Raw genomic sequence first — 25,698 nt, forward strand, 5'->3', positions numbered from 1 at the left:
GCGGCATGTGGGTCCTCTCCGGCATCGTGATCATCATCCTCGGCTTCGCGCTGCGGCTCAACCCGATGGTCGTGATCCTCGCCGCCGCCGCCGCCACAGGGCTGGCTGGCGGGCTGGACCTCCACGCGATCATCGCCGCCTTCGGCAAGGCCTTCAACGAGGCCCGCTACGTCAGCATCATCTGGATGATCCTGCCGGTCATCGGCCTGCTCGAGGCGCACGGCCTGCAGGAGCGCGCGCGCGAGATCATCACCCGGCTCAAGGGCGCCACCACCGGCCGGATCCTGCTCGGCTATCTCGTCCTGCGGCAGCTCTCCGCGGCGATCGGCCTGACCTCGATCGCCGGCCACGCCCAGACCGTGCGGCCGCTGCTGGCGCCGATGGCCGAGGCCTCGGCCGAGGCCCAGGCCGGCGCGCTCAACCCGGCGCTGCGCGACGAGATCCGCGAATGGTCGGCCGCGACCGACAATGTCGGGCTGTTCTTCGGCGAGGACATCTTTCTGGCGATCGGCTCGATCCTGCTGATGAAGGGCGTGATGGAGCAGTACGGCATCATGCTCGAGCCGTTCGAGCTCTCGGTCTGGGCCATTCCCAGCGCGGTGGCGGCCCTGCTGGTTCACGGCTGGCGGCTGCGCCGGCTCGACCGCCGGCTGGCCGCGCTCGGCCGGGCAGCCGCCTCCGGGAACAGCGCGGCATGATCACGCTGCAGTGGGTCTATGCCCTCGCGGGGCTGTTCTTCGCCGCGGTCAGCCTTGCCGGCCTGCGGCAGCGCGACAACCCGCGGCGCTGGGGGACGGCTGCGTTCTGGGGGCTGCTGGCGCTGAGCATGTGGGCGGGCGACCGCATCGGAGATTTCGGCAATGGCCTCTTGGTGATTGCCTTGACCCTGATCGCCGGCACCGGCCAGCTCGGCCGTCCCGCAGACGGCCCGCGCGCCCTCACCCGTCCGCTCGCCCCGGCGCTGCGCATCTTCGCCATCGCGCTGATCGTGCCCGCCACGGCCCTGGTCGGCGGGTTCGCCCTCAAGGCCGCGCCCGCCCTGGCCGAGGGCAAGCAGGCAACGCTCATCGCGCTCGCGCTCGGCACCCTGCTGGCGCTGGCGGTCGGACTGCAGTGGCTGGGCGCGCGCCCGCGCATCGCGCTGGACGAGGGCAGCCGGCTGCTCGGGGCGGTCGGCTGGGCGGCGATCCTGCCGCAGATGCTGGCCAGCCTGGGCGCGGTCTTCGCGCTGGCCGGGGTGGGACAGGTCGTCGGTGGGCTGATCCGCGGGGTGATCCCGTCGACCAGTCTGCTCGCGGCGGTCCTGGCCTATGGCCTGGGCATGGCCCTGTTCACGATGGTCATGGGCAATGCCTTCGCGGCGTTCCCGGTGATGATGGCCGCGGTCGGCCTGCCGCTGCTGATCACCGATTTCCACGGCGATCCGGCCATCATCTGCGCGATCGGGATGCTGGCGGGGTTCAGCGGCACGCTGATGACGCCGATGGCCGCCAACTTCAACCTGGTCCCGGCCGTGCTGCTCGGCCTGCGCGACCGTAACGGAGTGGTGTGGCGGCAGGTCCCGACCGCCCTGCCCCTGCTGGCGATCAACTGCGCGCTGATCTATCTTCTCGCCTTCCGTCCGTGAGTGCCATGACCCAGCTGACCCCTCCCCTCGCGGCCCGCTTCATGGATCTGACGCTGTCGCATCTCGGCCGCCAGTTCCCCTACAAGATGGATTTCGTGTTCGAGCGGCCCGAGGACGCCGGCCTGCCGATCGATCATCACCCGATCTTCCACGGCAGTTTCGATTGGCACAGCTGCGTGCATGGCTGGTGGCAGGTGCTGCGGCTCGCGCGGCTGTTCCCCGCTCTGCCCGAGGCCGCCGCGGTGCGCCGCCGCGCGGACGCCACGCTGGTGCCCGACAAGGTCGCCGGCGAGCGGGCCTTCCTCGACCGGGCGAGCGCCCGGGGCTTCGAGCGCCCCTATGGCTGGGCCTGGCTGCTGGCACTGCATGACGAGGCCGCCTGCCACGATGCGCCCTGGGCCGCCGCGCTGGCCCCGCTGGCCGCGGCCTTCGCCGCGCGGTTCCATGACTTCCTGCCGCGGCTGACCTATCCGCTGCGGGTCGGAACGCATTTCAACATCGCCTTCGCGCTGGTGCTGGCGCGGCGCTGGGCGGCGGCGCGTGATGGCGCGCTGGTGGCGCTGATCGACGCGCGGGCGCAGGCCTGGTTCGGCGCGGATGCCGATTGCCAGGCGTGGGAGCCCGGTGGTGACGAGTTCCTCTCCTCCGCCCTCACCGAGGCCCTGCTGATGGGCGAGGTGCTGCCGCCGGCCGCCTTCCGGACGTGGTTCGCCCGGTTCCTGCCGCGCGCGGCCGAGGGTGCTCCCGCCAGCCTGTTCACGCCGGCCGTCGTCTCCGATCGTTCGGATGGCAAGATCGCGCACCTCGACGGGCTGAACCTGAGCCGCGCCTGGTGCTGGCGGAGCATCGCCGCGCGTCTGGGCGAGGCCCATCCGGTGAGCCTGCCGGCGCGCACCGCGGCCGAGCAGCACATCGCCGCCAGCCTGCCGCATGTCGCGGGCGATTACATGGGCGAACACTGGCTGGCCACCTTCGCCCTGCTGGCGCTCGAATAGGCGGGCCGAGGGGCCGCCCCGCCCGGATGCAGGTCAGGCCGAGACCAGTCCGGCCAGCCGGCCGCGGATCAGCGCCTCGGCCTCGGCGACGATGCGGCCGACCAGTTCGGCGCAGGTCGGCACGTCGTGGATCAGGCCCTGGACCATGCCGGCCCAGAAGATCCCCTGGTCGAGGTTGCCGGTGCGCAGCATCTCGCGCCCGGCCGCGCCCGAGACGAGGTCCTTGACGTCGTCGAAGGTCGCGCCGGGCTGGTCGAGCCGGCGCGCCACCTCCTCCGAGACGGCGCTGCGCCCGACCCGCGCGGTGTTCCTGAGCTTGCGGAAGATCAGCACGCTGCCGCGCTCGTCGTTGTCGAGGTAGGCCTGCTTGATGTTGGGATGGATCGGCGCTTCCTGCGTGGCGCAGAAGCGGGTGCCCATGTTGATCCCGTCGGCCCCCAGCGCCAGCGCCGCGGCCAGCCCGCGGCCGTCGCCGAAGCCACCGCTGGCCAGCAGGGGGATCTTCACCTTGTCGGCCGCCGCAGGGATCAGGATCAGCCCGGGGATGTCGTCCTCGCCGGGATGGCCGGCACATTCGAACCCGTCGATCGAGATGATGTCGCAGCCCGCGCGCTCGGCCGAGAGCGCATGGCGCACCGCGGTGCACTTGTGCAGGATCGTGACGCCGTGCGGCTTGAGCATGTCCCAGATTTCGCGCACCGCCGGGGTCCCGGCGGTTTCGACGATCCGCACCCCGCCGTCGATCACCGCCTGGGCATAGCCCTGATAGTCGGGCGGGTTGATCGTCGGGAACACGGTGATGTTCACCCCGAACGGCTTGTCGGTCATCGCCCGGCAGCGCTCGATCTCGGCGCGCAGCGCCGCCGGGCTGGGCTGGGTGAGCGCGGTGAGGATGCCGAGGCCGCCGGCGTTCGAGACGGCCCCGGCGAGCTCGGCCGTACCGACGCCCTGCATGCCGCCCTGGACGATGGGGTGCTCGATGCCGAGCAGCTCGGTGATACGGGTGCGCAGGGCCATCTCAGTGTGCTCCGCCGGCCTCAGCCCATGGTCGGGATGACGAAGGCGTTCGCGCCGTCGAAGCCCCCGTCCGGCCAGCGCGCGGTGACCTTCTTGGCGCGCGTCCAGAAGCGGATCCCGTCGAGCCCGTACTGGTCGGTGTCGCCGAAGCCCGAGCGCTTCCACCCGCCGAACGAATGGTAGGCGACCGGCACCGGGATCGGCACGTTGACCCCGACCATGCCCACCTGGACACGCGACGCGAACTCGCGCGCCGCATGGCCGTTGCGCGTGAAGATCGCCACGCCATTGCCGTACTGGTGCTGGCTCGGCAGGGCGAGCGCCTCCTCGAAGTCCTTGGCCCGCACGATCTGCAGCACCGGGCCGAAGATCTCGTTGTGGTAGCTGGCCATCGCCGGGGTCACCCGATCGAGCAGCGTCGGCCCGAGGAAGTAGCCCTGTTCGTGGCCCTGCAGGGCAAAGCCGCGGCCGTCGATGACCAGCTCGGACCCTTCGTCGATCGCGGTCTGGATCCAGCGCTCGATGGTCGCCTTGTGCTGCGCGGTCACCACCGGACCGTACTGGGCGTCCGGATCGGTCGACACGCCGACCTTGAGCTGCTCGATCGCCGGGATCAGCTTGGCGCGGAGCCGCTCGGCGGTGTCCTCGCCGACCGGGACCACCACCGGCAGGGCCATGCAGCGCTCGCCGGCCGAGCCGAAGGCCGCGCCGCACAGGTCGTTGACCACCTGGTCAAGATCGGCATCGGGCATGACGATGCCGTGGTTCTTGGCGCCGCCCATCGCCTGGACGCGCTTGCCCGCCGCGGCGCCGCGCTGGTAGACATAGTTCGCGATATCCGACGAGCCGACGAAGCTGACCGCGCCGATCGCCGGGTGGTCGAGGATCGCGTCGACCATCTCCTTGTCGCCGTGGACCACCTGGAACACCCCCTCGGGCAGCCCGGCCTCGCGCCACAGTTCGGCGATGCGGTTGGGCACCGAGGGATCGCGCTCGCTGGGCTTGAGAATGAAGGCGTTGCCCACGGCCAGCGCCACCGCACCCATCCACAGCGGGATCATCGCCGGGAAGTTGAACGGAGTGATACCCGCACCGATCCCGATCGGCTGGCGCATCGAGAACACGTCAATCCCGGGGCCGGCGCCCTGGGTGTATTCGCCCTTCTGCAGATGGGGCACGCCGCAGACGAACTCGACCACCTCGAGCCCGCGCTGGATGTCGCCCTTGGAATCGGCGATCACCTTGCCATGCTCGCGCGAGAGCATCAGCGCCAGTTCGTCCATGCTGGCCTCGCACAGGCGCTTGAACTCGAACATCACCCGCGCGCGGCGCTGCGGATTGGTGGCGGCCCAGGCCGGCTGCGCGGCCCTGGCGGCGGCCACGGCACGCTCGAGCGCATCGGCGGCGCCCAGCACCACCTCGGCCTGCTGCGCGCCGGTGTTCGGGTCCATCACGGCGGCGCGGCGGCCATTCGCAAGACCGGCGGTTCCCCCGGCGATGACGTGATCGATCAAACGCATGCTGCTGCTCCCGCTGCCTTCGGCCGAGCCCTGCACCGCCGGCCCCGCCCGGGCAAGCCGCGCGCGGCCCCGCCGGGGCGGTGCCGGTGCAAAGAACGCTCAGGCGATTGGTCGCTGCCCCGGCGCAGGCTCACTCCGCACGAACCGCAAGGCGCCGCCGACGATCGTGCCCCGCACCAGCCCGGCCTCGAGGCGCGAGCGCGCCTGCTGCCATGGGCGGTCGAGCAGGCAGCAATCGGCCGGCTCGCCCACCGCGATCCGGCGCTGGCGGCCAAGGTCGCGGGGGTCGGCCAGGAACAGCGCCAGCGCCGCCTCGGGCGTCAGCGCCTCGGCGGGTCCGAACGGGGTGCCCGCGGCGGTCCTGCGCTCCACCGCGGCGCGCATCGCGGCCCACGGATCGAGCGGGCCATAGGGGGCGTCGCTGCCAGCAGCGAGCACCAGCCCGGCCGCCTGCAGGCTGGCCAGGCGATAGAGCGAAGGCCAATCCGCCGCGGGGATGTCGGCATGGTACTGGTCGCCCCGCACCGCGACGAAGGTGGGCTGGACCACCACCGGCAGCTCCAGCCTGACCAGGGCCTCGAGCAGCCCTGCCGAGATCACTGAGCCATGCTCGATGCGATCGCCGGCGGCGGGGCCGAGCTCGTCGAACAGGCCGATGGCGAAGGCCAGCTCGGCCTCGGACACGCAATGGACCGCGGTGCCGCGGCCCTGTTCGCGCGCCTGGCGCATCGCCTGCAGCGTCGCCTCCCAGTCGGGCAGGTGGTGCTCATGGAGATGCAGCTTGAACGGACCGCGGGCGAGATCCGGCCGCTCGGGCAAGCCCGCGAGCGCGAGCGAGCCGGCCAGCAGCACGCGCTGGGGCAAGGCGCCCGCGGCCTGCTGGGCAGCGAAATGGTCCGCCTCGGCCGCGGCATTGGCCGGCGACATCTCGGTCAGGCCGGTGACCCCCCAGCCCAGCAGCGCCGCACCGACCGGGGCGAACGGGGGCGGCGTTCCGGCCAGGGCATCGCGCAGCCAGCGATCCTCGTCGAACAGCCGCCCGGTCCAGGCGCCGTCGCGCTGCTCGAGCCCGGCGGGCAGCGGCAGGCCCGCGGCGAGCAGAGCCTCGATCCCGGCCGAATTGAAGAACCACATCCGCCCCGAGCGATGCTGCACGCGGACTGGCCGGTCCGAGCGCATCGCGTCGAGCACGTGCCGGTCGAGCAGGCCGGCGATGCTGTCGTGATAGCCCACGCCGCGCAGCCAGCCTGATCCCGGGGCCTCCGCCAGCGTGCGGGCCAGATCGTCGGCCGTGGCGACTTCGGGCGGCCCGCAGGGCACCGACTGCAGGGCCACGCTGCTGGCCGCGACATGCATGTGGTGATCGTGCAGTCCGGGGAGCAGGCAGCCGCCCGCGGCATCGAGGGTCACCGCGCCATCCGCCGCGAGCCCCTGCCCGATCGCCCGGATCACGCCGTCCGCCAGCAGCACGTCGCCCACCGCGCCCCCGGCCAGCTCGGCCCGGCGGATCAGCAGTGCGGGCGGGTGGGCAGGCGGGTGGGCAGACGACACGGTACGGGGACCTTGCGGCGGGAGAGACGGGCCTGCGCGGCTATGCCACGGATACCGCCACCTCGACCACACCCTCCGTGACCCGCACCGGGAACGTCCGCAGCGCCTCGGTCGCGGGCGGGCCATAGACCTCGCCGCTGGCCAGATCGAAGCGCGCGCCGTGGGCCGGGCAGGCGATCCAGCCGTTGCGGATGCGCCCGCAGGTCAACGGCTCGTCGGCATGGGTGCACTGGTTGGCGATGGCATGGAAGCTGTCGCCGCTGCGGCAGACCAGCACGGCCGTGCCGTCGATCTCGACCGCGAGCGCGGCATTATCTGCCAGCGTCGCGGCGCCGGGGACAGGGACAAAGCGGCTCACGCCGGGTCTGCCGCCAACGCCAGCACGCTGCCTTCGGCGTCACCGGCGATCAGCAGGGTCCCCTCCGGGTCGCAGGCGATCCCGGCGAAGTTGATCATCGGGCCGGACATGTCGCCGATCGGGCCAAGGAAATGCGGGACCACGCCGGGCGGGGTGCCGACCGGCAGGCCGCTGGCCAGGGCGGTGACGCAGCCGGACGCCGGGTCGATCGCAAGCACCCGCTTGCCGGCGGTATCGACCACACAAACCTGGCCGTCGCGCAGACACAGGCCCTCGGGGCGCCCCAGCCCTTCGGCGAGGGTCTCGGTCGCGCCCGAGGCGGTAATGCGGGTAACGCGCCCGGCCCCGGCCTCGGCCACGATCACTTCGTCGCCGAGCAGGGCTAGACCCATCGGGCCATCGAGCCCGGCCGCCAGCCGGCGCACTTCGCTGCCTTCAAAAAGGTGGACGCAGCCTGCGCCATATTCGGCAAAAGCGACGAGCCCCGAGGCGGCCCGGTCGACGCCCATCAGCTGATCGAAGCCGCTGGCAAGGATGTCGCTGGCGCCCTCGGCCGGGCGATAGAGCGCCACCGCGCCAAGCCCGGTGGTGATCACCCATTCGCCGGTGGCAGCGCCCGCCGCCACACCGCGCAGATAGCCGGGGCAGCCGGGCCAGAACACCATCGCGGCCAGCCGCAGCGCCTCGGGGCCGGCCGCGGTGCGATCAACCTGGTAGCCGAACACGCCGTCGCAGACGAACACGCTGCCATCCCCCGCCGCGGCGATGCCGAGCGGCCATTGCAGCCCGCGCTCGATCAACGGCCGGACCGAACCCGGCGCGAGGATCTCGGTGATCGATCCGTTGATGCTCGAGACGAACAGCCGCTCGCCGACAAAGGTGACATTGTCGAGCCCGGGCCCGAGATTGGCGAGGACCTCGCGCTGGCCGGTCTGCGGATCGATCCGCAGGACTTCGCCGCTGGCGACCTGGGTCGAGACGATGCGGCCCTTCGCATCAAACTTCACGCTGTCCGGCACGCCGAGGTCTCCGGCGACCACCTCGTGCGCCCCGGTGGCCAGATCGACCCGCCAGATGGCGTTCGCGCCCATCACCGGGACATAGAGCTTGCCGTCGGGGCCGACCTGGAAGGCGTTGGCCATCGGCACCCCTTCGAGGATCACCCGCGGCGCGCCGCCGGCAAGGTCCAGCTCGAGCAGCCGTGCACCGATCCGGCACTCCCCCGCGAACAGGCGACCCTCGTGCCAGGTGATCGGATTGGCCACGGGGATGTCGCCGCGCAGCACCCGGGTGCGCCCATCGGGGGACCGCACCGCGACGCGGCCGAGCGTGATTTCGGTGAGGTAGAGGTTGCCGTGGTCGTCGAACGCGAGATCATCGGGCGCGACGATGTCGCCGCCCATCGGGCTGATCACCTCGACCGCGCCGGTATCCGGATTGATCGCGCTGACCTGGCTGGCGGGCACCTGGGCCACCCAGATGCGGCCATCGGCCCCGGTGGTGATGCCATTGGCACCATGCAGGCGACTCGGCGGGGTCAGCCGGGCCAGGGTCCAGCCATCGGCCACGGCCATGGCAGTGGGGGCGGTGTAGCGGCTCGGCATCATGACGGGGGGATCCTCAACCGATGATCGACTTGACCTCGAGATATTCGTGGAAGCCATGCTCGCCCCACTCGCGCCCATTGCCTGAGCGCTTGTAGCCACCGAACGGGGCGTGGAAGTCGAACCCGCCGTTGACCCAGATCGCACCAGTGCGCAGGCGTCGGGCGAGGCCGATGGCAAGGTCGCGGTCCTGCCCGCTGACATAGCCGCCAAGCCCGAACGGGCTGTCGTTGGCGATGGCGATGGCATGGTCGAGATCATCGTAGCCGATGATCACCAGCACCGGGCCGAAGATCTCCTCGCGCGCGATGGTCATGGCGTTGGTGGCCTTGAACACGGTCGGCTTGCAATAGAAGCCCTTCTCCAGCCCCTCGGGCCGCCCGGGGCCGCCGGCGACCAGTTCGGCGCCTTCCGCGATCCCCTTGCGGATATAGTCCTGCACCACGTTCCACTGGCCCTTGGAGACCACCGGCCCCATCCCGACATCACCCTGCGGGTCACCCACGGCGACGGCCTCGGCCGCTGCCCGTGCGGCCTCTAACGCCTCGGCCAAGCGCGCATTGGGCACCAGCAGACGCGAACCGGCCGAGCAGGTCTGGCCGGCATTGACCATCATCCCGCCGGTCGCGGCCGCGACATTCGCCGCCAGGTCGGCATCGTCGAGCACGATCCAGGCGCTCTTGCCGCCCAGTTCGAGGCCGACGCGCTTGACCGTGTCCGCCGCGTCCTTGCTGATCTGGATGCCGACCGGCTCGGAGCCGGTGAAGCTGATCATGTCCACGTCGGGATGGCGCGACAGGGCCGCGCCGATCACGCTGCCCTGGCCCTGGATCATGTTGAACACGCCGGCGGGCACCCCGGCCTCGTGCAGGATCTCGGCGAGGATCTGCGCGGAATAGGGCGCCAGCTGGGGCGGCTTGAGCACCGCGGTGCAGCCGGTCGCCAGCGCCGGGAAGACCTTGACCGTCACCTGGTTGAGTGGCCAGTTCCACGGCGTGATCAGGCCGCAGACGCCGATCGGCTCGCGCAGCACCAGCGTGGGGCCCTTCCGCTCCTCGAACCTGAAGCTTTCGAGCACCTCGATCGCGGTCTGCAGGTGTCCGGCCCCAAGCCCGACATGGAAGCCCTGACCCAGCGCGATCGGGGCGCCCATTTCCTCGGTCACGGCCGTGCCCAACTCGGCCATGCGCCGGGTGTAGACCGCCTGGATCGAGCGCAGCAGGTCGAGCCGTTCGGCCACGGTCGAGACCGACCAGCTGGCGAAGGCCCGGCGCGCCGCGGCCACCGCGCGGTCAACATCGGCGGGAGAGCCCAGCGCGATTGTGCCCGACACCGCTTCGGTCGCCGGGTTGATCACCTCGGCGGTCTGCGGCGCGACCGGATCGACCCATGCCCCATCGATGTAGAACTGGGTGTAGTTGCGCATGGTGCTCTCCCGTATGGTCTTATTGGCGCCTGGTCCGCTTACTGGGTGCCCTCGGCATACCAGGTGCGGAAGCGATCGTACTTCGGCATCTCTTCCGAGTTCGCCTTCGGATCGATCGCGACGTGGATGACCGCCGGCCCGCCGTTGGCATAGGCGCGGGCAATGGCCGGGCCGATCTCGTCGGCCGTGGTGACATATTCCCCATAGGCGCCGAGGCCCTCGGCGATCTTGTCGAAGCGCACCTTGTCGCTCCAGTGCGTGCCGGTTTCCGCGGTGCCCTGGCCGAAGGTGCGCTTGTAGACGCCCACCTCGAGACCCCACTGGAAGTCAACCGCGACCACGCAGACCAGCGGCAGGTTGCGGCGCACCGCCACCTCGAGCTCGGCGATGTGGAACAGGAACGAGCTGTCCGAGGTGACCAGCATGCCCGGGCGGACCTTGCCGGTCTCGGCCTGGTCGGCCAGCATGGCGCCGGTGGCATAGGGCAGCCCGGTGCCGATGTGGCCGTAGTTCTGGTTCCAGATCACGTCGTTCGGCTTGCACTGGTTGTAGGTCCAGCCGAACACGACCGAGGCGCCGCCGTCGCGGATCATGATGCCGTCCTGGGGGAAGGCCTTGGTCGCCTCGACGATGAAGCGCGAGGTGTGGATCGGCAGGTTGCCGCGTCCGTCGCTCTTGCTCAGCGATTCGACTGCGAGGGCATCGAGCTCGGCCTGGCCGTCGCGCATGAACTTGGCCAGGTCCTCGCCCGCCGGACGGCCCGCGCCCAGCGCCCGGGTCAGCTGCGGCACGACGGCCCGCACGTCGCCCACCAGCGGCACGTCGATCGGGCGGTTGACGCCGATCGCGGTCGGATCCTGCTGAACGTAGATCCACTTGCGATTGGCCTCACCGGCATACCAGTGGCGCCAGCGGCCGAAGTGCACCGGTTCGCCCAGTTCGGTCGCCAGGGCGACCACGCAGTCGGAGGCCTCGACCGCTTCGATCGAGGCATCGGAGAACACGTACTGGAAGGTGCGGTCCTCGATGCCCTTGATGTAGCTGGTCCCGCCCGAGGTCTGGATCACCGGGCAGTTCATCTTGAGCGCCAGCTCGCGCACGGCATCACCCGACTTGGTGGTGTGGACCGCATGGCCCACCAGCAAGATCGGGTTCTTGGCCTTGAGGATCAGCTCCGCCGCCTCGGCGATGCGATCGCCGTCGGCCCCCTGGTTGACCAGGCGGTAGCGGTGCGGCGGCAGGATCTCGGGCGCATCCAGCTCCTCGAGGATGACGTTGCTGGGATATTCGACATAGGTCGGCCCCGGCGTGCCCGACATGGCGATACGGATCGCCTCGCGGATCACCTCGTCAGTCTGGTCGGCATATTCGATCGCGCCCGAATACTTGACCGAATCCTCGATCATCGGCTCCTGCCGGACGAACTGGATGCGGCCGCGACGCACGCGGCGCTCGGTCACGCGGGCGCGCTGGCCGCCGAGGAAGATCACCGGCGAGTTCTCGACCTTGCAGCACTGGATTGCCGGCATCATGTTCGCCAGCCCCGGGCCGAGCGTGCCGAAGCACAGCGCCGGCTTGCCGGTGATGCGGCTGGCCGCCTCTGCCATGAACCCGGCCGCGGCCTCGTGGTGCGGCGACACGACCGTCCAGCCGCGCCGTTCGGCCTCGAGGCAGAGGTGGACGAAGTTGGGATCGGGGATGCCGAACAGGGTGCGGATGCCCTCGGCCTCGAACAGGTCGAGGATCCGCTTGTAGACAGGCACACCGCCGGCCTTGACCTTGAGTTCGCTGGTGGCGGTGACCGGCTTGGGATCGTCGTAGCTCATCGGGGTGCCCTGTCGCTGATGGTGTCGCTGATGGATCCCTGCCGGGATCTCTGGAACGGAGTTTGGTAGGTCGATTGCCGTCGTTCATGAGGACCGGCAACGGATATCGCGAGCCTGCCCGACATCATCGCCGGAGGGATGCCCGGGGCCGGTTCAGCCGGTCGGTTCGTCCGTTCCGCGCAGCACCACCGGCGCGCCGCGGCCCATGAATTCGGCCAGGTTGCGGTGCATGTTGATGATCTTCTGTTCCTGGTGCGGATTGGGTAATGCACCCCGGAAACCACGGGATTTCATGCCCTTGTGAACCCACCGCATGTTGGCGAAGTCCTGCGCGAGGACCAGCCCCCAGTTCTCCTGCGTGGGTTCGGCATAGACCCATTCGGTCTGCGGCTCCTCGCCCTCGGGATAGCGCTCGAGCGCATAGGCCTCGAAGATGCAAGTGTCCGGATCGTTGCCATAGGGCCGGGCGCGGTAGCACAGCGCGAAGGTCACCCCCTGAAGGATGTTCTGGTTGGGGAACAGGCTCCAGGCGAGCCCGGCCTCGGCCATCACCGCGGGCGGGATCTCGGGCCAGACCACTCCGCGCGCCGCGTCGTCGGCCTTGGCACTCTTCATCCAGTGCGCCATCACCTCGCCCACGGTGGCGGTTTCGGGCAGCTCGTCCTTGAGCCGGGCGGCCGCCGCGATCAGCGTGTCGGTCGAGGCCGAGTAGTTGATCGTGGTGTAGTTCTCGCGGGCCAGTTCGTAAGTCGAGACCCGCGGGTCATCGCCCTTCCCGGCGCGGCTGACCGAGCCGCCCTGCGCGGTGTTCTCGGCCTGCTTGCGCTGATCGAAGCCCGAGACCGAATGGAGCCCGTAGGCCTTCGAATAGGCATAGAATTCGGCGTAGGCAGTCAGCTGGTTGTGGGTCGTGGTGGTGTGATAGGGCTCCATGAAGGCCTCGAGCGAGGTCTTCCAGTTGGCCGGATAGATCACCCATTGGCGCCACTTGTAGCGCATCTTGTCGAGTTCGAAGTGCTTGAGGATGCGTCCGGCATCGCCGAGGAACTCCTCCAGGCTTTCTCCCTCGGGACGCATGTCGACATAGATGAAGCCGCCCCAGGTATCGACCCGCACCGGGCTCAGCGCGGTGCAGCTGGGGTCAAGCGCCCCGTGCCAGTCGTCCTGGTCAAGGATATAGGTGCACTGCCCGTCCAGATTGTATGTCCAACCATGGAAGGCGCAGATGAAGTTGCGCGCCTTGCCGCGCACCCCGTTGCTGGTCGCGGGCGTGTCGACCAGCTGGCGACCACGGTGCGAGCAGACGTTGTGGAACGCCTTGATCGTCTCGGGACCCGTTCGCACGATGATGATCGAATCGTCGCAGATGTCGTAAGTCAGGAAGTCACCTACCTCGGGGATGTCCTCGAGCCGTCCCGCCATCTGCCACACCCGCGGCCACAGGCGCTCCTTCTCGGCCGCGGCATAGTCCGCCGAGAGGAAGGCCTCGGTACCATAGGTCGCCGCGACCTCGGCGGCGAGATCGGCCGCCGTCAGGGGGCTGTCGTGATTGTCGCCCATCGTCTTCCCTCCTCGCGTGGCTCGGCGCCGGTCAGGACTCCAGGTCCATTCCCGCCATGTCACCCTTGGCCCGCCATTCGGCGAGCATCGCCTCGAAGTTGTCCCAGCCGTAGCCCCAGCCGGGGAACAGCGCCCACTTGGGATTGGCCTCGCCCTCGTTGTTGAAGTAGCCCGGCGGGCAGCGCTGCTGCAGCGCCGAGACGTCCGGCTTAATCGCGGTGTAGGTCGCGACATAGCCGTCCATCGCCTCGCGCGTCGGCTCCACCCTCGTCACCCCGCGCTGCAGGCACTGCGCGAAGATCCATGCGGCATGGGCGCCCTGGCGGCCGAAATGCTCGGTGACCGACGAGTTGATGCCCCCCTGGATATAGCCGATGAAGGCCATGTTCGGGAAACCGTGGGTGGTGATCCCGTGGAAGGTCAGTGGGCCATCGCGCCAGTGGTCGTAGATCGACAGCCCTTCGGCGCCCTCGAACTGGGCGATGCCCCAGCGCCGGTCGAGATCGGAAGTGACCTCGAAGCCGCTGGCGAAGATCACGCAGTCGACCGGATGCTCTTCGCCATTGGCGATGAACCCGCGCTCGGTCAGCTCCTGGATGCCCTGGGTGTCCGAGACGTCGATCAGGGTCACGTTCGGGCGATTGAACGCGGGGTAATAGTCGTTGCTCGACAGGGGCCGCTTGCACATGTGGTGATACCACGGCTTGAGCGCCTCGGCGGTGCGCGGGTCGTCGATCAGCTCCTCGCAGCGTGCGCGCAGCCGCTCCATCACCTGGAAGTCCATGATCTCGCGCCGGGCCATGTACTCCTCGAGCGAGATCTCGCGTCCTTCGGCGGCGATCTGTGCCGCGAGGTTGCGGTTCACCTCGGTCCAGATGTCGCAGATCAGGTCCTCCTCGCCGAACTGGAAGACCTCCTGGGCGCCGCGGTGGAAGTTGGCGATCCGCTTGGCCTGCCAGCCCGGCTCGAGCTTGGCGGCCCAGTCCGGATCAGTGGGCGGGTTGGGCCGCTCATCGACGGTCGAGGGGGTGCGCTGGATGACGTAGAGGTGCCCGGCGTGGCGCGCCAGATGCGGCACAGCCTGGATCGCGGTGGCGCCGGTGCCGACGATCGCCACGCGCTTGTCGGCAAGCTTGTCGAGCGTCGGATCGCCCGGGGCCCCGCCGGTGTAGCCGTAGTCCCAGCGCGAGGTGTGGAACAGCTTGCCCTTGAAGCTGTCGATGCCCTTGATCGCCGGCAGCTTGGGCATGTTGAGCACGCCCGGCGCGACGATCACGAAGCGCGGCCGCAGCGTGTCGCCGCGGTTGGTGGTGACGATCCAGCGGCGCAGGCCCTCGTCCCAGCGGAAGCTTGTGGCCTGGGTGTGCAGCAGCGCGCGGTCGGCGAAGCCGAAGCGCTCGGCGATCGAGCGCGCATAGGCCTGGATCTCGTCGCCGTCGGCGAACTTCTTCGAGGGGAGGAAGCCCATCTCTTCGAGCAGCGGCAGATAGCAGTAGGCGTCGTTGTCACACTGCACGCCGGGGTACTTGTTCCAGTACCAGACTCCGCCGAAGTCGCCCGCGCTGTCGACGTTGCGGAAGTTGGTGACCCCTTCCTTGGTCAGGTAGTAGGCGGCCTTGATCCCGCCCCAGCCGGCACCCAGCACCAGCACGTCGAGCTCCTCGTCCAGCGCCGCGCGGGGCGCGACCGGCGTATAGGGATCGACCGCGTAGTCGCCGGTGCCGCCATCACCGAGCCTGACGTACTGGCCCTGCCCCTCCTTGCGCAGCCGGCGTTCCTTCTCGATCCGGTAGCGTTCACGGATTGCGGGAATGTCCAGGGTCTCTGGCGACGGCACTGTCGTCGGCTGGCAGGTCATGGCAGGTCCCCTCTCGGCATGCGGTTCTTGTGTCCGGGCCGTTATCAACAGTACTGTTCATTATGGTCAATTGGGCGTGGCCCGCCGCGCCGCGCTTAACGCTCCGGCGATATCAGGACGGGCGCACGTAGGTCGGCTCGTCGGCCTCGGGGAAGCCCGGGAAGGCGCCATAGTCGGGCGTGTCGACCCAACCGCCGGTCAGGTCCGGCGGGCCCCGGTACTTGAAGCTCCAGTGCCGCGAGGCGAACCGCCACAGCCCGTCTTCCTCGGCATAGCGGTCGTGATACCAGCCGAAGGTCATGGCGGTGGAGCCATCGTGCATCGTCGCGAATTCGGTCACGTTGTGGCGGCCGAGCACCGCCTCGCCCTCGGCCTGCAGGATCGCGGGACCGATCAGCAGGTGGATCCGGCGACACCGGCCGAGCAGCCTCTGGCAGGCCTCGGTCAGGGCGGCACGGCCGCGCACCTCCATCCCGGCGATCTTCCACAGCCCCTCGCGCGTCCAGCAGTTGGCGAAGGCCTCGGCGTCCTGCCGCCACACCGCGTCGATGAAGCGCGCCTGCAGCTGGCGGATGCCGAAATCGGCGGCCATCAGGTCGGTCATTCCCCCCCCTCCTCGATCCAGCGCGAGGTCAGCGCGCGTGGGCTCAGGTACTTGGTCTTGGTCCAGCCGCCGTCGACGACGATCGACTGGCCGTTGATCATCTCGGCGCCGGGCGTGCACAGGAACGCGATCGTGCTGGCCACGTCCTCGATTTCGGCCAGACGGGGATAGGGCGTGGTCTCGACGTTGTTGCGCCTGAAGGTCTCATCGCTGAAGCGGTGGCGGACCATGTCGGTCATGGTCACGCCGGGGGCAACGCAGTTCGAGCGGATGCCGCGCGGGCCATATTCGCAGGCCATGTGCTCGGTCAGCGATTTGAGCCCGCCTTTGGCCGCCGAATAGGCGCCGCCGCGGCGGCCGCCGATCATCGCGAAGGTCGAGGTGACGTTGACGATCCCCGACCCGGGGGCAAGGTGCGGGATCACCTCGCGCGCCAGACGGAACGGCGCCTTGAGCATCAGGTCGAGAAACCCGTCGAGCATGTCGTCGTCGGTCTCGTCGAGCGGCTTGGGGCTCCCGGCTCCGGCATTGTTGATGAGGAAGTCGATCCGGCCAAAGCGGGCCAGCGCCAGCGCGACGATCTGCAGCGGGGCGTCCCGTGCGGTGACGTCGAGCGCCAGCGTGGCCACCCGCGCCGGATCACCGATCGCCGCCTCGAGCGCCGCCAGCTTGTCCGGATCCCGGCCGACGCCGACCACTGCCATGCCCTGATCGCGCAACATCAGCGCGGTCCCGAGTCCGATGCCGCTGCCCGCTCCCGTGATGATCGCTGTTTTCATGGCGGCCATGCGACCGTTTTGGCCGGGGCATGTCAAGCAAGCCCCCGGGACTCATCGCCCGAGCGGTTTGACCGGCCCCGGGCCGGGGGGATAGCCAAGCCAGCGGTAGAGGAGAGACCATGGGCAGGCTGGATGGAAAGGTCGCGGTGGTTACCGGGGCCAGCCGCGGGATCGGCAAGGGCATCGCCCTGGCGCTCGCGGCCGATGGTGCCACGGTCTACGTGACGGGACGCACTGCCAGCCCGGGGTCCCACCCTCTGCCGGGCACCGTGGGCGAAACCGCTGCGCAATGCACCCAGCGCGGCGGCCAGGGCATCGCGGTGCAGTGCGACCATGCCGACCACGCCCAGGTCGCCCGCCTGTTCGACCAGGTGCGCGCCGAGCAGGGGCGGCTCGACATTCTCGTCAACAACGCCTTCGTCATCCCGGACGATCTGCTCGAGCCGCGCGGCTTCTGGGACAAGCCCCTGTCCAACCTCGAGATGATCGACGTCGGAGTGACGTCCAACTTCGTCGCCGCCTGGCATGCGGCGCGGCTCATGGTGCCGCAGGGCAGCGGACTGATCGTGGCGATCTCGGGCTATGCGGCGGTCACCTATACCTACGGCGTGCTGTTCGGCACGTCCAAGACCGCAGTCGGGCGGATGACCCGCGACATGGCGATCGAGCTGGAACCCCACGGGGTGGCCGCGGTCACCTTGTGGCAGGGCCTGACCCTGACCGAGCGCGCGCGCGACAACCTGGCCCGCGTGGCCGACAAGATGACCCGCTCGATCACCGGGCAGAAGGGCAGCTCAGTCGAGCATCCGGGCCGCGTGATCGCGGCCCTCGCCTGCGATCCGCAGATTATGCGGCGCAGCGGCGGCGAATTCATCACGGCGGAGATCGCGCGCGACTACGGCGTGACCGATGACGACGGAACCTGGGTCGAATCGATGCGCGCCCAGCGTGGCGCGCCGCTCTGGGCGCCGATTGCGGGAGACAACACATGACCAGCTTGCGATTCGACGACCGCGTGGCGGTGATCACCGGCGCCGGCCGGGGCCTTGGCCGGGCCTATGCCCTGCTCCTCGCCAGCCGGGGCTGCAAGGTCGTGGTCAACGACAACGGCAGCGCCAAGGCCGGCGACACGATCGAGGCCAATCCAGCCCAGGACGTGGTCGACGAGATCCGCGCCGCCGGCGGCGAGGCGGTGGCCTGCACCGCCAGCGTCGCCACGCCGCAGGGCGCGGCCGAGATCATCCGCGCCGCCACGGACACCTGGGGCCGGATCGACGTGCTGATCCACAACGCCGGCAACGTGCGCTACGGCCCGATCGCCGAGTTGTCTGACGCCGATCTCGACGCAGTACTCGACGTCCATCTCAAGGGCGGGTTCTACCTCGTCCGCGCCGCCTTCCCCGCGATGGCGGCGGCCGGCTATGGCCGGGTCGTGCTGACCGGCTCGTGCAGCGGGCTCTACGGCAGCCAGACCACGGTCAACTACGGCATGGCCAAGGCCGGACTGATGGGGCTCAACAACGTCACCGCGCTCGAGGGCGGGCCGCACGGCATCCGGTCGAACACGATCATCCCGGCAGCCGTCACCCGCATGGCCGACGGGCTCGACACCAGCGCCTATCCGCCGATGGACCCCGAACTGGTCGCGCCGATGGTCGCCTGGCTCGCGCATGAGAGCTGCGAGGTCTCGGGCGAGCATTACATCGCCGCGGCGGGGCGCATGGCGCGGGCCTTCACCACCGAGAGCAAGGGCGTGTTCCGGCCCGACTGGACGATCGAGCAGGTCGCGGACGAGATCGCGGCGATCCGCGATCCGGCGGGTGAGCGCTGGACCTTCCCGCCCTATCCTTCGGGCATGGCCGACCACCTTGGCCGCAGCTTCGAATGGGCGCATCGTGAAAGGGCCAAGTGAGATGACGAACGATCGGCAAGCGCAGTTCGAGGCCCTGCTCGACCGCGACGCGATCCGCGCCGCGCTGGTGCGCCTCGCCCGCGGCGAGGATCGGCGCGACGCGGCGTTGATCCGGTCCGCCTGCTGGCCCGACTCGGTGACCGACTACGGCGTGTTCCGCGGCGATTTCGCGGCCTACCTCGCCTGGGTCGTCCCCGGCTCGCCGGCGATCACCAACACCCAGCACGTGCTGGGGCAGAGCCACATCGAGCTGGCGGGCGAGACCGCCCGGGTCGAGACCCAGGTGATCTCCTATCACCGGATCGATTACGGCGGTGGCGATGAGCATGACACCTGCATCGGCGGGCGCTACCTCGACCACTTCGAACGCCGCGAGGGGGACTGGCGCCTCGCCGCGCGGACCATGCTCTACGACTGGTCGCAGGACTGGGGCGCGGCAGCAGACTGGAGCCAGGGGCTGATGGGCATGGCCTTCCGTGCGCCGCATTTCGCCGGCCGGGCCACCGGCGACTGGAGCGAGCGCTTCTTCGGCGGCGAGGCGTGAGCGAGGCGCTGCAGCGGCTGAGCGACCGGCAGGAGATCCTCGACTGCCTGACGCGGTTCTGCCGCGGCATGGACCGCTTTGACCGCGACCTGTTCCTTTCGGCCTTCCATCCCGATGCCGAGATCGCGGCCGGTCCCTTCGTCGGCAGCGCCGCGGGCTGCTGGGACTGGGCCGTGCCGATGCACCGCGCCGGCCAGGTGCTGACGCACCACCTGCTGCTCAACCACAGCGCCGACATCGCGGGCGACACCGCCCATGCCGAGACCTACTACCAGTTCGCCGCGCGCAACCATCCCTTCGCGCCGGACGGCGAGGAGACGGTGATGTTGGCCGGAGGGCGCTATATCGACCGGCTCGAACGGCGCGACGGGGCGTGGCGGATCGCGCTGCGCACCAACCTGATCGAATGGAGCTGTCTGCAGCCGTCGCTGCCGCTGCCCTTCGGAGATGTCCCGGACATCGGCGATAACGGCGTGACGGCGCGCGACCGCAGCGATCCGAGCTATGCCCGGCCGCTGCTCAACCGCCGGGCGCCGCGTTCGCCCTGAGCCTGTCGCGGATCACGGTCTTGAGCACCTTGCCGGCATCGTTGCGCGGCAGGCTGTCCCACAGCGCGACCTCCTCGGGCACCTTGAAGCGGGCGACCCCGCGGGCGGCGAGATGGGCGTCGAGGCTGGCCACGTCCGGCCGGGCCTGACCGCGCGGCACGATCACTGCCACGGCCCGCTCGCCGGTGCGGGGGTGGGGCACGCCGACCACGGCCACCTCGGTGATCCCGGGATGGTCGCCAAGCAGATCCTCGATCTCCTTCGGCGCGATGTTCTCGCCGTTGCGGATGATCAGGTCCTTGATCCGGCCGGTCACGACCAGCCCGCCGCCCGCGCGCCATTCGCCCTGGTCGCCGGTGCGGAAGAACCCGGCGTCGTCGAAGGCACCGTCTTCGTCCGCGGCACGGGCATAGCCCACCAGCATCTGCGGGCCGCGCGCGCGGATCTCGCCAGCCTCGGCGATCACCACCTCGGCGATGCCCGGCCGACCATCGGTGTCCGCTGCCACCGCGAGATCGTCCGCGCCCAGCGCGCCCACGGTGGTGACGGGCACCTCGGTCGAGCCATAGACCCGGCTGACACGGGCCCTGGCAAACCAGTCGGCCGCTTCGCGGATCAGCGGCGGTGGCACCGATGCGCCGCCGCAGATGAACACCTTGAGGTGATCAAGCCGGGTTCCGGCCGTGCGTGCCGCATCCAGCAGGCCCTGCAGGAACGGCGTGGCGCCGGCCATGTGGGTGACCCGCTCGCGCAACATGGTGGCCACGGCGACGGCAGGGTCCCAGGCGTCCATCAGGACGGCGGTGGTGCCCAGCAGGACCGGCATCTCGAAGGCATAGATCGATCCGCCAATGTGGCTGACCGGCGAAGGGACGAGGAACCGGTCGCCCGGGGTGACCAGCCAGTCGCGGCCGATCTGCCGGATCAGCGCCCCGATCGAGTTGTGCGTGTGCAGCACGCCTTTCGGCCGCCCCGTCGTGCCGCTGGTGTACATGACCATCCGCACGGCATCGGGATCGGGCGGAGGCAGCGTCGCCGCAGGGACGCGGTGCAGCAGTTCGGCCCAGGCGGTTTGCCCGGCGGCCGGATCGCCACGCACCACCACGACCTCGGGCGGGGTCTCCAGCCCGGCGCAGACCCGGGCCAGCATCGCGGCATAGTCGTGACCGCGGAAGCGCTGCGGGATGACGATCAGGCGGGTGCGCGCATCGGCCAGGATGAAGTGCAGATCATGGTCGCGCAGCGAGGGCAGGATCGGATTGACCACCAGCCCGGCGAAGGTCGCCGCTAGGTAGATCACCGCGGCCTCGTGCCAGTTGGGCAGCATCACGCTGACCACCCCGCCGGGCGGGATCTGCGCAGCGAGGCCGCGGCCGATCCGCTCGGCCTGGTCGAGCCATCCGGCCGCGGTCAGCCGCGTGTCGCCATCGACCAGGAGGATCCTGCCCGGATCGCGCTGGGCCGTGTCGCGCAGCGCCTCGCCCAGCGTCTCGCGCGACCACCAGCCCGCAGCATAGGCCTCGGCCGCGCGGGCCTCGTCCCAGCGAATGGACCAGCCTCCGGGTGTGATCTTGCGCGGCGTGGGCATGGCCTCTCTTGGCAAATCGCGGCGCGCAGCGGCACCCCGCCCGTGCCAGTCATCGCTGCCACGATTGCACCCGCGCCGACGCCGGCCGGGCATCGCGCCGGTGATGCCGCAGGGGGTCTGCTTGACACCCGCGCGCGCGCTGGGCCTGTTCCGGCGCGAAAGGAATTTCGGATGACACGCTCTCTCAACGGCCGCGTTGCGGTCGTCACTGGCAGCGGCTCGGGCATCGGCCGCGCCATCGCGCTGCGCCTGGCCGAGGATACGGCCCGGATCGCTATCTGGGACGTCAACCTGGCCGGGGCCGAGGAAACGGCTGCGCTGATCCGCGCAGCCGGCGGCACGGCGATCGCGATCGAGGCCGACTGTTCGGACAAGGCCGTGATCCAGACCGCGGCGGACCGGACCCGCGCCGAGCTCGGCCCGATCGCCATTCTGGTAAACAATGCCGGGATCGCGCCCTTCACCCCGTTCCTCGACACCGATGATGACCTGTTCGACCGCGTGATCCGGATCAACCTGCGTGGCCCCTGGCTGGTGACCAAGCAGTGCCTGCCCGACATGCTGGCAGCGGGTTGGGGCCGGGTGATCAACATCACCTCGTCCTCGGTCCAGACCGGCTCCCCGGCGCAGGGCCACTATGTCTCGTCCAAGGGTGGGCTGGTCGGGATGACCAAGGCGCTGGCACTGGAGTTCGCCCCAACCGGGGTCACCTTTAACATGATCCCGCCGGGGTTCATCGACACGCCGATGCTGCGCGCCGCGCCGATCGATGCCGAGGCCTTCGCCGCCCAGCTGCCGATGAAGCGGATCGGCCAGCCCGAGGACATCGCCGCGGCGGCCGCCTATCTGGCCTCCGAGGAAGCCAGCTACATCACCGGCCAGGTCATCTCGACCAATGGTGGCCGCTACATGGGCTCGCACTGATTTGCGTCTGGCCGGCAAGGTCGCGATCGTCACCGGCGCCGCCGGCGGGATGGGGGCAGCGGCGGCGCGGCTGTTCGCGGCCGAGGGCGCCGCGGTCGCTGCGGTCGATCTCGACGAGACGGCGCTGGCCGCGCTGGTCCGGGAGATTGCCAGCGCGGGCGGACAGGCGATCGCGATCCGCGCCGATGTCGCCCGGACCGCCGACGCGGCGGCGATCGCTGCGCGGACCGAGGCCGCGCTGGGCCTGCCGCAGGTCCTGTTCAACAATGCCGGGGTCGATACCGAGGGCAAGCGCTCGATCCTCGACATCGACGAGGCCGCCTTCGACAAGGTGATGGAGGTCAACGTCAAGGGCGTGTGGCAGATGATCCGCCACGTTGCCCCGCTGATGATCCGCGGCGGTGGCGGCTCGATCATCAACACCGCCTCGATCGCCGCCTTCATCGCCGCCAGCTCGGCCGGGTACTGCGCCTCCAAGGCCGCCGTGGTCGGGCTGACCAGGGCCGCCGCGGTCGAGCTGGGGTGCCACGGGATCCGCGTCAATACGCTTTGCCCCGGGGCCACCGAGACTCCCCTGGCCGCCCGCCAGCGCGCCGAGATGGCCGCGGCCGGGCTGCCCACCTCGAACGCGATCATCGACCGGATGGGCGTGCTGGGCCGGATGGCCCGGCCCGAGGAGATGGCCCGCATGGCGCTGTTCCTCGCCAGCGACGACAGCTCCTTCGCGACCGGTGCCGATTTCATCAACGATGCCGGGTGGACCGCGATGAGCGGGATCCGGGTGCAGGATTTCGCCCGCAGCTGATCCCGTGCTGCCGACCCGGTAAAATTGGACGGGCCATTTAGCAGAAGATGACTTACCAAACGCCCCATAACGGTTTGGGGTAGAGAGTCATGGCCTGTTTCCGCAAGTCGCTCATCGGGGTCTCGCTGCTGGTCCTGGCCGCGCTGCCGGGCGCTGCTCAGGGCGCGGACGAGCCGGCCAATCCGTGGATGGCCCCGGCGATCGTGGCCGAGCAGGCGCAAGCCGCCGACGATACCGCGCGCGAGGCCGTGGCCGGACGGCGGGCCAAGGCGCTGGTCGCGGCCATGACGCTGGACGAGAAGCTCCAGCAGCTGACGGGCGCCAAGCCCGAGATCCTGCCCGAGCTGCCGCAGTGCTATGGCGCGCGGCACGTCAGCGGAATCGCGCGGCTGCAGATCCCGACCTTCCGCATCACCAACGGCCCGGTCGGGCTGGGGCAGAACGATTGCGTCTCGGTCGAGGTGGCGCAGGCGCTGGGCAGCAGCTCGCCGATGGGCGTGATCACGCGGGCCTATACCCACCCCAGCTCGGCCAAGGCGACCGCCCTGCCCTCGGCCCTGGCCGCGGCGGCCTCGTTCGATCCGGCGGTGGCGGGGCTCTATGGCGAGGTCATCGCCACCGAGATGCACAACCTCGGCCTGCATGTGTTCGAGGCGCCGGGCGTGAACCTCGCGCGGCTGCCGATCCTGGGCCGCAACTTCGAGTACTTCGGCGAGGATCCCTTCCTCAGCGGGACCATGGCCGTGGCCGAGACCCGCGCGATCCAGGCCCGCGGCCTGATCGCGATGCCCAAGCATTTCCTGGCCAACGAGCAGGAAACCAACCGGATGACGATCCAGACCACGGTCGATCGCCAGACCCTGCGCGAGCTCTATCTCCTGCCCTTCGAGATGGCGGTAAAGGACGGCAAGGCTGCCGCCGTGATGTGCGCCTACAACTATGTCAATGGTCAGCCCTCGTGCGAGAGCAAGGAGCTGCTGACCGATATCCTGCGCACCGACTGGGGCTTCACCGGCTATGTCCAGACCGATTTCTTCGCGCAGAAGAGCACCTCCGCCTCGCTGGTGAACGGGCTCGACCACGAGATGCCCTTGCCGCTGTTCTGGGCGCCGGCCAAGCTCAAGGCGGCGCTCGACAAGGGCGAGGTCACCGTGGACCTGATCGACCGCGCGCTCGAGCGGCGCTACCGGCAGGCGTTCAAGGCCGGCATCTTCGACCGCAAGCTGACCCAGACCCCGATCGACTTCGCGGCCGGGGGCCGCAAGGCGCGCGAGATCGGCGCGCGCTCCAGCGTGCTGCTCCAGAACAACGGCGCGCTGCCGCTGCGCAGCACGCTGAAGTCGCTGGTCCTGATCGGCAAGCAGAGCCAGGTCTATGCGCAGCAGGCGGTGGCCGGCGGCGCGGTGACCGGCGAGCCGATGGGCGCGGGCGGCGGTAGCTCCGACGTGGTGCCGGCCTATACGGTGAGCCCGGCCGAGGGTCTGCGCCGCGCGCTCGCCCAGCTGGGCAATCCCACCGCCACGGTGCAGCTCGTGCTGGTTGACGACGCCAACACCGCGGCCACGATCGACGGCCGGGCGGTCGGGATGAACGAGGCCCTCGCCGCCCTCGCCGCCGCCGATGCCGTGGTGATCATGGCCGGCACGATCGCCGAGGAGGGCGCCGACCGCGCGACCTTCCAGGATCCCAAGGGGCTTGCCCTCGCCGCTCCGGCCGCCGCGGGCCAGAGCCTCGACTGGTATGCCCACCGCTCGAACCTGATCGCCACCGAGACGGGGGACAATGCCGCGCGCAACAGCGGCACGACCGCCCTGATCGCGCAGGTCCTCGCCGCCCGTTCGGCCGATGGCCGGCCGATGGCGCGCAAGACGGCGCTGGTGCTCAAGGACAATGCCGGCCCCGCCCTGCCGGCCAGCCTGGTCGGTCCGGCCGGCCCGGCCATTGTCGAGGCCTGGTTCCCCGGCCAGGAGGACGGCAACATCGTGGCCGATGTCCTGTTCGGCCGGGTCGAGCCCACCGGGCGACTGCCGGTGACCGTGCCGATCGCCGGCAAGAGCTTCCTCGATTACGTCGCGCCCTCGGCCTATCCCGGCACCCCCGGCGAGGGCGGCAAGCAGACCGTGACCTATGCCGAACGGCTCGCCATCGGGTACCGCTGGTACGATCTCGATCCTGACGGGGTCTGCCCGCAGCGCGCCGGGCGCAATCCCTGCGTCGCCTTCCCCTTCGGCCACGGCCTGTCCTACACCTCCTTCGCCATGTCCGCGCCGCGGGTCACTCCGCTGCCGGGGGGCAAGTGGCGGGTTTCGGCGCGCCTGCGCAACACCGGCCCGCGCCCGGGCACCGAGACCGCCCAGGTCTATGTCACCCTGCCGGCCAGCGCCGACCGCCTGGGCGCGAAGCAGCCGCCACGCCGGCTGGTCGGCTTCGCCAAGCTCGCTCTGGCCGCCGGAGCTGCGGGCGAGGTGGCGATCGACCTCGACCCGGCTGCAAGCAACCATCCGCTCGGGGTGTGGGACGAGCAGCGCCAGTCCTGGATCGTGCCGCCGGGCGCCTTCACCCTGTGGATCGGCCGCTCCTCCGCCCCGCGCGACCTGCTGCGGGCCGGAACGATCACCCCGGCCGGCTGAGCGGGGCATGGCTCGGCTGGCC

Annotated in this window: 22 protein-coding genes; 10 read left to right on the forward strand and 12 right to left on the reverse strand. The window is 70.1% G+C overall.

The genetic code is table 11. The features are described 5' to 3' along the window. The first annotated feature begins 5 nt into the window (after window positions 1-5). Genes H7F53_RS00670 through H7F53_RS00680 form a run of 3 tightly spaced genes read left to right on the forward strand, consistent with a single transcriptional unit; the run spans window position 6 to window position 2,622 of the window. Window positions 6-698 carry a DUF969 domain-containing protein gene (locus H7F53_RS00670; RefSeq protein ID WP_185677538.1) on the forward strand — a complete coding sequence of 231 codons (693 nt, stop codon included), beginning with the start codon at window positions 6-8 and terminating at the stop codon, window positions 696-698. After that, window positions 695-1,627: a DUF979 domain-containing protein gene (locus H7F53_RS00675; protein ID WP_185677539.1), complete on the forward strand. Its 933-nt coding sequence runs from the start codon at window positions 695-697 to the stop codon at window positions 1,625-1,627. The genes H7F53_RS00670 and H7F53_RS00675 overlap by 4 nt, the downstream gene beginning before the upstream one ends. A gap of 5 nt (window positions 1,628-1,632) precedes the next feature. Then, window positions 1,633-2,622: a DUF2891 domain-containing protein gene (locus H7F53_RS00680; protein WP_185677540.1), complete on the forward strand. Its 990-nt coding sequence runs from the start codon at window positions 1,633-1,635 to the stop codon at window positions 2,620-2,622. A 33-nt stretch (window positions 2,623-2,655) separates the two neighbouring features. Here the strand turns inward: H7F53_RS00680 and H7F53_RS00685 are convergent, their stop codons facing one another. The 11 genes from H7F53_RS00685 to H7F53_RS00735 form a co-directional block, all read right to left on the reverse strand. Then, window positions 2,656-3,639 carry an NAD(P)H-dependent flavin oxidoreductase gene (locus tag H7F53_RS00685; protein ID WP_185677541.1) on the reverse strand — a complete coding sequence of 328 codons (984 nt, stop codon included), beginning with the start codon at window positions 3,637-3,639 and terminating at the stop codon, window positions 2,656-2,658. 20 nt (window positions 3,640-3,659) lie between these two features. After that, a complete protein-coding gene (locus tag H7F53_RS00690; RefSeq protein ID WP_185677542.1) occupies window positions 3,660-5,159 on the reverse strand; it encodes a CoA-acylating methylmalonate-semialdehyde dehydrogenase in 1,500 nt (499 codons plus the stop codon). A gap of 99 nt (window positions 5,160-5,258) precedes the next feature. After that, on the reverse strand, window positions 5,259-6,710 hold the full coding sequence (locus H7F53_RS00695) for an amidohydrolase family protein (RefSeq protein ID WP_343061834.1): 1,452 nt from the start codon (window positions 6,708-6,710) through the stop codon (window positions 5,259-5,261). Between the two features lie 40 nt (window positions 6,711-6,750). Continuing rightward, entirely contained in the window at window positions 6,751-7,068 is a 318-nt protein-coding gene (locus H7F53_RS00700; protein ID WP_185677543.1) for a Rieske 2Fe-2S domain-containing protein, read from the reverse strand. Further along, a complete protein-coding gene (locus tag H7F53_RS00705) occupies window positions 7,065-8,675 on the reverse strand; it encodes an NHL repeat-containing protein (protein WP_221773500.1) in 1,611 nt (536 codons plus the stop codon). The genes H7F53_RS00700 and H7F53_RS00705 overlap by 4 nt, the downstream gene beginning before the upstream one ends. A gap of 13 nt (window positions 8,676-8,688) precedes the next feature. Next, window positions 8,689-10,098: an aldehyde dehydrogenase family protein gene (locus H7F53_RS00710; protein WP_185677544.1), complete on the reverse strand. Its 1,410-nt coding sequence runs from the start codon at window positions 10,096-10,098 to the stop codon at window positions 8,689-8,691. Window positions 10,099-10,136: 38 nt separating this feature from the next. Next, window positions 10,137-11,924, reverse strand: coding sequence for a thiamine pyrophosphate-binding protein (locus H7F53_RS00715; RefSeq protein ID WP_185677545.1), 1,788 nt, complete (start codon window positions 11,922-11,924; stop codon window positions 10,137-10,139). Between the two features lie 153 nt (window positions 11,925-12,077). Further along, window positions 12,078-13,484: an aromatic ring-hydroxylating oxygenase subunit alpha gene (locus tag H7F53_RS00720; RefSeq protein ID WP_185677546.1), complete on the reverse strand. Its 1,407-nt coding sequence runs from the start codon at window positions 13,482-13,484 to the stop codon at window positions 12,078-12,080. A 31-nt stretch (window positions 13,485-13,515) separates the two neighbouring features. Beyond that, window positions 13,516-15,342: a flavin-containing monooxygenase gene (locus tag H7F53_RS00725; protein ID WP_185677547.1), complete on the reverse strand. Its 1,827-nt coding sequence runs from the start codon at window positions 15,340-15,342 to the stop codon at window positions 13,516-13,518. A gap of 112 nt (window positions 15,343-15,454) precedes the next feature. After that, window positions 15,455-15,946 (reverse strand): nuclear transport factor 2 family protein, encoded by a 492-nt coding sequence (locus H7F53_RS00730; RefSeq protein ID WP_185677548.1) that lies wholly within the window; start codon window positions 15,944-15,946, stop codon window positions 15,455-15,457. Then, on the reverse strand, window positions 15,943-16,725 hold the full coding sequence (locus tag H7F53_RS00735; protein WP_185677549.1) for an SDR family NAD(P)-dependent oxidoreductase: 783 nt from the start codon (window positions 16,723-16,725) through the stop codon (window positions 15,943-15,945). The genes H7F53_RS00730 and H7F53_RS00735 overlap by 4 nt, the downstream gene beginning before the upstream one ends. 119 nt (window positions 16,726-16,844) lie before the next feature. Here H7F53_RS00735 and H7F53_RS00740 point away from each other — a divergent pair, with 119 nt between their 5' ends. Genes H7F53_RS00740 through H7F53_RS00755 form a run of 4 tightly spaced genes read left to right on the forward strand, consistent with a single transcriptional unit; the run spans window position 16,845 to window position 19,729 of the window. Beyond that, window positions 16,845-17,717, forward strand: a complete 873-nt coding sequence (locus H7F53_RS00740; protein WP_185677550.1) for an SDR family NAD(P)-dependent oxidoreductase — start codon at window positions 16,845-16,847, stop codon at window positions 17,715-17,717. Continuing rightward, entirely contained in the window at window positions 17,714-18,637 is a 924-nt protein-coding gene (locus H7F53_RS00745) for an SDR family NAD(P)-dependent oxidoreductase (protein ID WP_185677551.1), read from the forward strand. Before H7F53_RS00740 ends, H7F53_RS00745 begins: the two co-directional genes overlap by 4 nt. Window position 18,638: 1 nt before the next feature. After that, window positions 18,639-19,181 (forward strand): nuclear transport factor 2 family protein, encoded by a 543-nt coding sequence (locus H7F53_RS00750; RefSeq protein ID WP_185677552.1) that lies wholly within the window; start codon window positions 18,639-18,641, stop codon window positions 19,179-19,181. After that, entirely contained in the window at window positions 19,178-19,729 is a 552-nt protein-coding gene (locus H7F53_RS00755) for a nuclear transport factor 2 family protein (RefSeq protein WP_343061836.1), read from the forward strand. The genes H7F53_RS00750 and H7F53_RS00755 overlap by 4 nt, the downstream gene beginning before the upstream one ends. Here the strand turns inward: H7F53_RS00755 and H7F53_RS00760 are convergent. Beyond that, window positions 19,701-21,317 (reverse strand): AMP-binding protein, encoded by a 1,617-nt coding sequence (locus tag H7F53_RS00760; protein ID WP_185677553.1) that lies wholly within the window; start codon window positions 21,315-21,317, stop codon window positions 19,701-19,703. The genes H7F53_RS00755 and H7F53_RS00760 overlap by 29 nt on opposite strands. A gap of 171 nt (window positions 21,318-21,488) precedes the next feature. Here H7F53_RS00760 and H7F53_RS00765 point away from each other — a divergent pair, with 171 nt between their 5' ends. From H7F53_RS00765 to H7F53_RS00775, 3 genes are all read left to right on the forward strand, one after another. Further along, window positions 21,489-22,241, forward strand: coding sequence for an SDR family NAD(P)-dependent oxidoreductase (locus H7F53_RS00765; RefSeq protein ID WP_185677554.1), 753 nt, complete (start codon window positions 21,489-21,491; stop codon window positions 22,239-22,241). Window position 22,242: 1 nt separating this feature from the next. Continuing rightward, window positions 22,243-23,046, forward strand: a complete 804-nt coding sequence (locus H7F53_RS00770) for an SDR family NAD(P)-dependent oxidoreductase (protein ID WP_185677555.1) — start codon at window positions 22,243-22,245, stop codon at window positions 23,044-23,046. Between the two features lie 89 nt (window positions 23,047-23,135). Next, window positions 23,136-25,676 (forward strand): beta-glucosidase family protein, encoded by a 2,541-nt coding sequence (locus H7F53_RS00775; RefSeq protein ID WP_221773501.1) that lies wholly within the window; start codon window positions 23,136-23,138, stop codon window positions 25,674-25,676. Window positions 25,677-25,698 lie beyond the last annotated feature (22 nt).

The sequence above is a fragment of the Novosphingobium piscinae genome, assembly GCF_014230355.1.
Classification (GTDB): Bacteria; Pseudomonadota; Alphaproteobacteria; order Sphingomonadales; family Sphingomonadaceae; genus Novosphingobium; species Novosphingobium piscinae.

What these genes read in the sequence shown, in the direction of transcription:
- H7F53_RS00670 (WP_185677538.1), top strand. Translation starts at nt 6, where the DNA reads ATGTGGGTCCTCTCCGGCATCGTGATCATCATCCTCGGCTTCGCGCTG.
- H7F53_RS00675 (WP_185677539.1), top strand. Translation starts at nt 695, where the DNA reads ATGATCACGCTGCAGTGGGTCTATGCCCTCGCGGGGCTGTTCTTCGCC.
- H7F53_RS00680 (WP_185677540.1), top strand. Translation starts at nt 1,633, where the DNA reads ATGACCCAGCTGACCCCTCCCCTCGCGGCCCGCTTCATGGATCTGACG.
- H7F53_RS00685 (WP_185677541.1), bottom strand. Translation starts at nt 3,639, where the DNA reads ATGGCCCTGCGCACCCGTATCACCGAGCTGCTCGGCATCGAGCACCCC.
- H7F53_RS00690 (WP_185677542.1), bottom strand. Translation starts at nt 5,159, where the DNA reads ATGCGTTTGATCGATCACGTCATCGCCGGGGGAACCGCCGGTCTTGCG.
- H7F53_RS00705 (WP_221773500.1), bottom strand. Translation starts at nt 8,675, where the DNA reads ATGATGCCGAGCCGCTACACCGCCCCCACTGCCATGGCCGTGGCCGAT.
- H7F53_RS00710 (WP_185677544.1), bottom strand. Translation starts at nt 10,098, where the DNA reads ATGCGCAACTACACCCAGTTCTACATCGATGGGGCATGGGTCGATCCG.
- H7F53_RS00715 (WP_185677545.1), bottom strand. Translation starts at nt 11,924, where the DNA reads ATGAGCTACGACGATCCCAAGCCGGTCACCGCCACCAGCGAACTCAAG.
- H7F53_RS00720 (WP_185677546.1), bottom strand. Translation starts at nt 13,484, where the DNA reads ATGGGCGACAATCACGACAGCCCCCTGACGGCGGCCGATCTCGCCGCC.
- H7F53_RS00725 (WP_185677547.1), bottom strand. Translation starts at nt 15,342, where the DNA reads ATGACCTGCCAGCCGACGACAGTGCCGTCGCCAGAGACCCTGGACATT.
- H7F53_RS00730 (WP_185677548.1), bottom strand. Translation starts at nt 15,946, where the DNA reads ATGACCGACCTGATGGCCGCCGATTTCGGCATCCGCCAGCTGCAGGCG.
- H7F53_RS00735 (WP_185677549.1), bottom strand. Translation starts at nt 16,725, where the DNA reads ATGAAAACAGCGATCATCACGGGAGCGGGCAGCGGCATCGGACTCGGG.
- H7F53_RS00740 (WP_185677550.1), top strand. Translation starts at nt 16,845, where the DNA reads ATGGGCAGGCTGGATGGAAAGGTCGCGGTGGTTACCGGGGCCAGCCGC.
- H7F53_RS00745 (WP_185677551.1), top strand. Translation starts at nt 17,714, where the DNA reads ATGACCAGCTTGCGATTCGACGACCGCGTGGCGGTGATCACCGGCGCC.
- H7F53_RS00750 (WP_185677552.1), top strand. Translation starts at nt 18,639, where the DNA reads ATGACGAACGATCGGCAAGCGCAGTTCGAGGCCCTGCTCGACCGCGAC.
- H7F53_RS00760 (WP_185677553.1), bottom strand. Translation starts at nt 21,317, where the DNA reads ATGCCCACGCCGCGCAAGATCACACCCGGAGGCTGGTCCATTCGCTGG.
- H7F53_RS00765 (WP_185677554.1), top strand. Translation starts at nt 21,489, where the DNA reads ATGACACGCTCTCTCAACGGCCGCGTTGCGGTCGTCACTGGCAGCGGC.
- H7F53_RS00775 (WP_221773501.1), top strand. Translation starts at nt 23,136, where the DNA reads ATGGCCTGTTTCCGCAAGTCGCTCATCGGGGTCTCGCTGCTGGTCCTG.